At 67.2% G+C, this 8,023-nt stretch carries 7 protein-coding genes; 4 read left to right on the top strand and 3 right to left on the bottom strand.

What is annotated here, in order from left to right; all coding sequences use genetic code 11:
- The first annotated feature begins 3 nt into the window (after positions 1-3).
- The gene (locus ACMUOY_RS08260) at positions 4-2,379 is read left to right on the top strand and encodes a DUF1631 family protein (protein ID WP_413892228.1); all 2,376 of its coding nucleotides are present in this window, start codon (positions 4-6) and stop codon (positions 2,377-2,379) included.
- 17 nt (positions 2,380-2,396) lie between these two features.
- On the opposite strand, the gene ACMUOY_RS08265 is transcribed toward ACMUOY_RS08260, so the two are convergent.
- From ACMUOY_RS08265 to ACMUOY_RS08275, 3 genes are all read right to left on the bottom strand, one after another.
- Positions 2,397-2,870, bottom strand: a complete 474-nt coding sequence (locus ACMUOY_RS08265; RefSeq protein ID WP_413892229.1) for a DUF494 family protein — start codon at positions 2,868-2,870, stop codon at positions 2,397-2,399.
- A 69-nt stretch (positions 2,871-2,939) separates the two neighbouring features.
- The gene (gene dprA, locus ACMUOY_RS08270) at positions 2,940-4,106 is read right to left on the bottom strand and encodes a DNA-processing protein DprA (protein WP_413892230.1); all 1,167 of its coding nucleotides are present in this window, start codon (positions 4,104-4,106) and stop codon (positions 2,940-2,942) included.
- A 65-nt stretch (positions 4,107-4,171) separates the two neighbouring features.
- The gene (locus ACMUOY_RS08275; RefSeq protein ID WP_413892231.1) at positions 4,172-5,380 is read right to left on the bottom strand and encodes a LysM peptidoglycan-binding domain-containing protein; all 1,209 of its coding nucleotides are present in this window, start codon (positions 5,378-5,380) and stop codon (positions 4,172-4,174) included.
- 144 nt (positions 5,381-5,524) lie between these two features.
- Here ACMUOY_RS08275 and def point away from each other — a divergent pair, with 144 nt between their 5' ends.
- From def to ACMUOY_RS08290, 3 genes are all read left to right on the top strand, one after another.
- Entirely contained in the window at positions 5,525-6,034 is a 510-nt protein-coding gene (def, locus tag ACMUOY_RS08280; RefSeq protein ID WP_413892232.1) for a peptide deformylase, read from the top strand.
- A 105-nt stretch (positions 6,035-6,139) separates the two neighbouring features.
- The gene (gene fmt, locus ACMUOY_RS08285) at positions 6,140-7,114 is read left to right on the top strand and encodes a methionyl-tRNA formyltransferase (RefSeq protein ID WP_413892233.1); all 975 of its coding nucleotides are present in this window, start codon (positions 6,140-6,142) and stop codon (positions 7,112-7,114) included.
- A 5-nt stretch (positions 7,115-7,119) separates the two neighbouring features.
- The gene (locus ACMUOY_RS08290) at positions 7,120-7,881 is read left to right on the top strand and encodes an AzlC family ABC transporter permease (RefSeq protein ID WP_413892234.1); all 762 of its coding nucleotides are present in this window, start codon (positions 7,120-7,122) and stop codon (positions 7,879-7,881) included.
- Positions 7,882-8,023: the final 142 nt, after the last annotated feature.

The following is an 8,023-nucleotide window of genomic DNA, read 5'->3' on the forward strand; positions in this document are numbered from 1 at the left end:
TCGATGGTGACCCAGGGACCACCCGTCTCGTCCTCGCCGCTTGCGCGCACGGTGCGCCAGCGCTTTGTCGCCGAGGTGGACGGGGTCATCCTGAATTTGGCGGCAACGGCCCAGGGACGTCTCAGCGCCCTGGCTGACCAGCCTGGTCTGGTGCGCGAGCAACAGGCGCGCCGTGACGCTTTGGTCGAATTCCTGCGGCTGCGTGACACCTGGATCCTGGGCGTGCAAAAAGCCTGGCAGCAGGCATTGACGGCACCCGCGCTGAAAGTGCTGCGCAAGGACGTCAGCGGACGTCCCAACACGCTGACCCTCATCGGCGATGACGAGGTCGAAAACGGCATCCTGGTGTCGCGCCTGGTGCTGGCGATCACCGACAAGGTGTCCTGGGAGCTCAAGGACTTGCGCCAGCGCGTCGCTTTCCTCGACGGGGGCGCCGAGATGGCGGATCGGGACGTGCTCAAGCCCGACACCTTTGCGGCCATTCTGGTCGAACAGTGGTCCACCGCCGGCATCTCGCGCTCGAGCTGGAACGCGGTACAGGACAGCACGTTGCCGGCGCTGCTCGAACGCCTGCAGGGTGCGTACCAGCACGCCAACGCGTTCCTGGTCGAAAAGGGTGTCATGCCGGTCATCGAATCGAAGTCCGTGATCCGTCGGACCAAGGATGGCGGTGTCGGCGCGGCTTTGGTGCCGCCCGGCACCGGCTCGGCAGGTGGGTCCGGCCGCCATTCGACCGGCGCAGGCAGTGGTCCGACCAGTCGTTCGGGGCCGGTCTCAACGGGTGCCTCGGGGTACTCGACACGGGGCGAACCCGGTGGCCACGCATCGCGGTGGCAAGGCAACACGCGCAGCGCCCTCGCCGATGAGACGCGGCTGATGACGTCGACCACGCCGCTGGCCCGCGCGCGCCAGCGCGCGCAGGGCGTGCTGGGGCAACTGCGTCGGTTGTTCCTGGATCGCGGGGCCGACTTTGATCAGACCGAACGCCGGCCACCCACCCCGGAACTGGCGCAGGCGCTCGCCCGGGATCCGGGAGAACACACGCAGGCCTATGTCACCGGTACCGGGTTGATGCCTACCGGCGGGGTGCAGCAGCTGGCCGGGGAAATCCGGGAGCGAAGCGCCGAGCTGAAGAAAAAGGCGGGAACCGTCACCGAAAAGGCCACCATCGAAATCGTGGCGCTGATGTTTCAGGCCATTCTCGCCGAGGAGCGCATTCCGGCCGGGGTGCGGGTCTGGTTTGCGCGCTTGCAGATGCCGGTGCTGCGCGTGGCGCTGGACGAGCCCGAGTTCTTCGGCACCTTGCAACATCCGGCCCGGCAGCTGATCGACCGCATGGGCTCGTGCGTTCTGGGTTTCGACGCCAGCGGTGTGCAGGGCGGCGCCATGGAGGCCGAAATCCGCAGGATCGTGCAGGTGATCGAGCAATACCCGGAAACCGGACGCCGCGTGTTCCAGCTGGTGCTGGAGGAGTTCAAGAAATTCCTGTCGCGATTCCTGACCGAAAAAGGCGCCACCCAGCGCCTGGTGAGCGTTGCCCAACAGGTGGAGCAGAAAGAAACGCTGGCCATCCAGTACACCATCGAGTTGCGCAACCTGCTCAACAAGATCAGGGTGCGCGACGAGATCCGCGAGTTTCTGTTCAAGATCTGGGCGGAGGCGTTGGCCGTGGCCGCGTTGCGTCATGGCGCCCAGCATGCCGACACCCTGGTGCTCAAGCGCACCGCAACCGATCTGCTCTGGGCCACCAGCGCCAAACCGAACCGCGAAGACCGGGCCAAGGTGATCCAGGCCTTGCCCAGGATACTGCAGAACCTGCGCCAGGGCATGTCCTTGCTGGGCCTGCCGCCCACCACGCAGGATGCGCACATCAAGACCATCAGCGACATCCTGGCGGATGCGTTCCAGTCCAAGACCGACGTCGTGTCCCAGGAAGACATCGACGACATGGCGCGCCGGCTGGAGCAACTGGAGGTGGCCATCGGCGACGAAGGCGCCGAAGAATTCGAGCTCGACGTCGGTACCCTGGAGGCGATGCTGGGCATGGACGCCTCATCCTTCGTGGTGCTGGCCAACAGCGGCTCCAGTCCGAGCCAGGCGATGATTGCCTGGGCCCACGAGCTGGAACTGGGGCAGTGGTTCGTGCTCGATCACAACGCCCGGGTGGTCCAGGTCCAGCTGGTCTGGCGCAGTGACCGTCGCCAGCTCCACCTGTTCGCCAGCGCCGACGGCTTCAGCTACCTCATTCAGGCCCGGCGGCTGGCGGCCTATCTCCAGGCGGGCCTGCTGGTGCCGGCCGAGGAAGAGGCCTTGACCGTGCGTGCCACGCGCGAGGCCCTGACCAAGCTGGATGCGAACCCCGAGCGGCTGCTGGGCTGATCGCGCGGCTGGACCACTCAGTGTGCCAGCCGGGAACCACGGGCGTCGCAGAGCTCATCGCGCAGCAGCGCATCGGGCTCGATGCCTTGGCTCCAGTACACCATTCGAACGATGATCCGCATATCGTCCAAGTCCAACGTCGGGCCATGGCGCGCCGCGCTGGCGCGTTCCAGCACGATCTCGCGTTGCAGCGCACTCAGGTAACCGGCACGTTCGAGGCAGGCCAGGTAGGCCAGGCATTCGGCGCCGAGCTGGTTCTGTTCCTTGACCGAGTAGACCCGCAGGCTGTCGGGCGCTGACTCGATCCCGGCTTGCGGCTCCAGTCGGCATTCGCCAGTGGCCAGGTTCAAGGCGGTGAGCCAGGTCAGGGCTTCCTGGACATCGTCGTCCTCGAAGCCGACCGCACTGAGCTTGCGCATCAGTTGCGGGGACTCCGGGCAGTCATCACCCGGCCAGTAGTTTTCGTAGACGTAGACAAGCACCTCGAACATGGCGGTCAATATACCCCACCGCACCGTACCGGGGCGGGACGTGCGATCCGGTGCGAGGCGCCCGGACACCTAGGCCGTAGCCTGCCGTTGAAACAGGCCGCCCGGCAGGCGGGCGACGGCGCCATCCAGTTCCAGCGCCAGCAGTTGCGCCTGCAGGCGGGCCGCGTCCAGTCCTGTCCGGGCCAGCAGCGCATCCAGCCCGATCGGGTCGTATCCCAGGGCCTTCAGCAACGGGTTTTCTGTGTCGTTCTGGCAGGTCTCCAGCGTCGAATGGCGACCAGGCGCTATCGAATCAGGACTTCGAGAGATCGCGCCCGTTTGTGCCCGAAGCTCCTCCAGCACTTCCTCCGGCGTTTCGACCAGCCGGGCGCCTTGCTTGATGAGCGCATGGCAGCCGCGCGCCTGGACCGCGTGGATCGACCCCGGAATCGCGAACACGTCCTTGCCTTGCTCGCTGGCCAGCCGGGCGGTGATCAGCGAGCCGGATTGCAGCGCGGCCTCGACCACCAGCGTGCCCAGGCTCAGGCCCGAGATGACGCGGTTGCGTTTGGGGAAATTGGCCGAAAGCGGTGGCGTGCCGAGCGGGTATTCGCTGAGCAACACCCCCCGTCGCGTGATGCGATGGGCCAGATCGCGGTGGCGGCCGGGATAGACCCGATCCAGGCCGGTGCCGACCACTGCCAGCGTGGCCCAGCCGTCATCGCTTTCGTCCCGCGCCTCCGCGCCGGCCAGCGCGCCTTCGTGCGCCGCCCCATCGATGCCGAGGGCCAGGCCCGACACCACGGTGAAACCGGCGTGTGCGAAGGCCCTGGCAAACCCGTGCGCGTTGGTCTGGCCTTGCGGGGTGGGGTTACGGCTGCCGACGATGGCGATGGCAGGCCTGGCCACCGCAGCAGGCAGGCGACCGGTCAGGTACAGGAGAAGCGGGGGGTCTTCGATGTCGAACAGCGCGGCGGGGTAGTCGGCGTCACCCGGGGTGGCCACCCGACGCGCGATGTCGTCGGTGGCTTCGTTGAGCCAGCGCCAGGTGCGCTCGGTCTGCTGGTCCAGACCCACGGGCGGCTTCAGAAGTTCGGACGCCTGGTTCGCGGTGATCACGCGGGACAAGGCCGCCACCGTCTGTCCGAACACGGCCTGCGGCAGACCGAAAGCCACCAGCAGCTTGCGCGCGGAGATGTTGCCGATCCCGGGCGTCAGCGCCAGACGCAACCAAGCGGCCAGTTCATCGCGCTCCATGGTCGTGAGGCGTCACCCCAGCAGCGCCGCACCCGCAGTCCGGGGCCGGTGGCGCCGCGGCGTCACTAGGGGTTGGTCACCACATCGCCGATGGCCACGCCTTCGGAAACCTGCAGCAGCAGCGCGTAGGAGACACGTTCGAAGGGGCGGAATACCATCAGCAAGCCAAGCCGCTGGTCAGGCAGCTGCATCGCCACCGGGATGCCGGTGGTGGTGTCCACCTTGGCGCGACCGGGCCGGGACACCGCCAGCACATGGCCGATTTCGATGCCGTCGCGCGTGCCGCGGTTGATCGTGACGATCTGGTTCTGTCCCGCGTAAATGACGGCATCTCCGTAGAACGATGCGATGCGCGCATCCACCGGACGATCCGGCGCGTGAGGTGTATAGCTGATGAACGGGCGCGGCGGCTCGGGCGCCAGCCGGTCGCCCGGGGCCATCTCGCGCCGGTCCCCGACGATCTGGATGGTGGCCGGCACGACGAGGACGTCCGAACTGCCGGGGACCGTGGTGGTGCTTTCGCCGGCCACCAGCTGCGCCCGGCCCACGTTGGGCGCTTCAAATCCGAGCACTTCCCGCGTCATCGGATCAATCAGGGGCTTGGGGTTGCGGTACACGCGGAAATTCTTGGGCCGGTCCGGCCCTTCGAGCAAAGGCTGGCCCGGGGGGCCCAGTGCGTAGGCCCGGTCGCCATGGCTGAGCAGCACGCGGTTGTCGGTCATGGCGACGATGCGCGGCGCCAGGCTCAGCGCCAGTTCGTCCACCACCACCGGCTCCGCCAGGAAGGGTTCGATCTGGTTGTTCTTCAGGGTCGGCAAGGCGTCGGCGCGCGGTCCCTCGGCGCGAACGCTGGGCGAGAGTTTGATCGTCGGGACGCCACTGCCGTCAGCCGGTTCACCGACTCTGAGCCGTGCCCGACCGTCCTGGCGCTCCAGATGCAGCACCTGCCCCGGATAAATGAGGTGGGGGTTGCGGATTTCCTGGTAGTTCATGCCCCACAGTTCGGGCCAGCGCCAGGGGCGTTTGAGGTACATGCCGGAAATGGCCCAAAGCGTGTCGCCCGCCTTCACCACGTAACGGTCCGGTGCATCCGGTGCGAGCTCCTCCAGCGGCACGCCGGCTTGCGCCACCTGGCGCGCCGTCTGCGACTGGGTCGCTGTGATCGGAAAATTCTGGGCAAAGATGGTCTCAGGCGAAAAACCCGCCGTCGCCAACACCGCCCAAGCCGTTGCGGTGGCCACGGTTGGGAAAGTTCCTGGTCTCAGGTGTTTCATGGTTGCGCTCGTCCCCGCTGAAAAGTCTTGACAAATCACTGTTGATTCTGCGCTCAAGCCCTTGAATGGGCAACGTAAAATGGTTTCAGGTGGAGCGCGAAATGTAAAAAGTGGCGAAAATAACGACATACGCGATCCGATTTCATGGCCCTGCTTTCCATTCTCCGCTACCCCGACCCCCGTCTGCACACGGTGGCCCGACCCGTGCAGGCGGTGGATGCGCGCATCCGCGACCTGGTCGCCGACATGCTGGACACCATGTACGACGCCCAGGGCATCGGACTGGCGGCGACGCAGATCAACGTCCACGAGCGGGTGGTGGTGATCGACGTGTCGGAGGATCGCAACCAGCCGCTGGTGCTGATCAATCCGGCCATCGAATGGGCCAGTACCGAGCGCGTCAAGGGCGAGGAAGGCTGCCTGTCCGTCCCCGGCATCTACGATGGCGTCGAGCGAGCGGTGGCGGTTCGGGTGAACGCGCTGGACGGCGAGGGGCGGTCCCGCACCATCGAGGCCGAAGGCATGTTGGCCGTGTGCATCCAGCACGAGATGGACCACCTCATGGGCAAGGTCTTCGTGGAGTACCTCTCCCCGCTGAAACGCAACCGTATCAAGTCCAAGCTGCTCAAGCAACTGCGTGAAGAACGCGCCTGAGGCGCCAGCCGGCTCGCCTGATACATCGACGATCATCGGTGGCCGACCTCACCGCGTTCCGATCGTCGGGCCCTCCTCAACCATCGACTTCGGACAGGACTTGCCTTGAGAATCATTTTTGCCGGAACCCCCGATTTCGCCCGCGTGGCGCTGGAGCGCCTGCACGCCAGCGGGTTCGACATCGCCCTGGTCCTGACCCAGCCCGACCGGCCGGCCGGCCGCGGGCTGAAACTGCAGGCCTCGCCCGTCAAACAGTTCGCCCTGGCGCATGGCATCCCCGTGACCCAGCCGCGCAGCCTGCGTCTGGACGGCAAGTACCCTGCCGACGCCGCGGCGGCGCGCGACAGCTTGCTCGCGGCTCGCGCCGAGGCGATGGTGGTGGCGGCCTACGGCCTGATCCTGCCGCAATGGGTGCTGGATCTTCCGGTTCGTGGTTGTTTCAACATCCACGCTTCGTTGCTGCCCCGCTGGCGCGGCGCAGCGCCCATCCATCGCGCCATCGAAGCCGGCGATGCGGAGACCGGCATCACCATCATGCAGATGGACGCGGGGCTGGACACCGGTGACATGCTGCTCATGCACACAACGCCGATCACCGGGCGCGATACCACCGCGACGCTGCACGACCGACTGGCCGATCTGGGCGGCAAGCTGATCGTGCTGGCGCTGAACGAAGCGGCAGCCGGGCGGCTGAAGCCCGTGCGCCAACCGGCCGAAGGGGTCACCTACGCGCACAAGATCGAAAAAGCCGAAAGCCAGGTTGACTGGTCGAACCCGGCATCGGTGATCGAGCGCCGGATCCGCGCCTTCGATCCGTTCCCGGGCGCCAGTGGCAGCCTGGCGGGCGAGACGATCAAGCTCTGGAAGTCTCATACGGATAGCATGAAACGACCATCCGACGCAGGGAATGGCCAGATTTTGCTGGTAAACGACGACGGTGTGCGCGTGGTGTGTGGCGACGGCGTGCTGTGTGTCACCGAGTTGCAGCGCGCCGGCGCGAAGCGGCTGGCGGCAGCCGATTTCCTGCGCGGATTCCCCGTCGGCGAAGGCGCCCGCTTTGACGCGCCTGCAAGCGCCTGATTCCGTTGAGCCCCCGAGCCGCGTCATCGTCGCTTCACCGCCTGCGCCGGCTGGCGGCGCACCCCGAATTCAAGGCGGGCGCGCGCGAGATCTCCGGCGTGGCGCCCGGCCTGGCCGCCTGGGGCCTGATGACCGGTGTGGCGATGGTGCAGTCGGGCATGAGCACCGTCGAGGCGCTGGCCATGACCTTGCTGGTGTTCGCCGGCAGTTCGCAGCTGGCGGCCATCCCGCTGATCGCCGCCGGCGCGCCGGTGTGGGTGATTCTGGCCACCAGCTTCTGCGTCAACCTGCGCTTCGTGGTGTTCAGCGCTCACCTGCGCAGCTATGTGATGCACCTGCCGCGACCGGTTCGTTTGCTGGTGGGGTATGTGACGGCCGACATGACCTACGTGCTGTTCGTGCGCCGTTATGCGCACCCGCCCACCACGGCGGACGAGCGTGATGCGCAACTGGCCTACCTGGCGGGTGGCGGCGGCCTGAACTGGGCCAGCTGGCAGGTCGCCAGCATCACCGGCATCGTGCTGGCGCACTCGGTGCCGGTGCACTGGGGGCTGGGCTTCGCGGGCATCCTGGCGCTGACCGGCGTGGCCTGTTCGCTGGGCACCTCGCCCCTGCGTCGGGTGTCGGCGGGCGTGGCGGGTGCCGCGGCCGTGGCAGCGTTCGCGTTGCCGTTCAAACTCAACATCGTGTTCGCGATTGCGGTGGCGGTGGCCCTGAGCCTGCTGCTGGAGCGGCCCGCACCGCCGGACCGCCGGAGTACGGCATGAGCGCCGCGCAGGGCCGCTCCAAGCAAACCCGCACCGCAATGCGCAAGCAAGGGGGGTTACCCAGTGAGCGCCGCACGGCCGCCCGAAGGCGCGAGGGCCCCCTTGGGGGGCAGCGCAGTACGCGCAGCGACAAGCGTGGGGG

The sequence above is a fragment of the Candidatus Skiveiella danica genome, from assembly GCF_022705245.1.
Lineage (GTDB): Bacteria > Pseudomonadota > Gammaproteobacteria > Burkholderiales > Burkholderiaceae_C > Skiveiella > Skiveiella danica.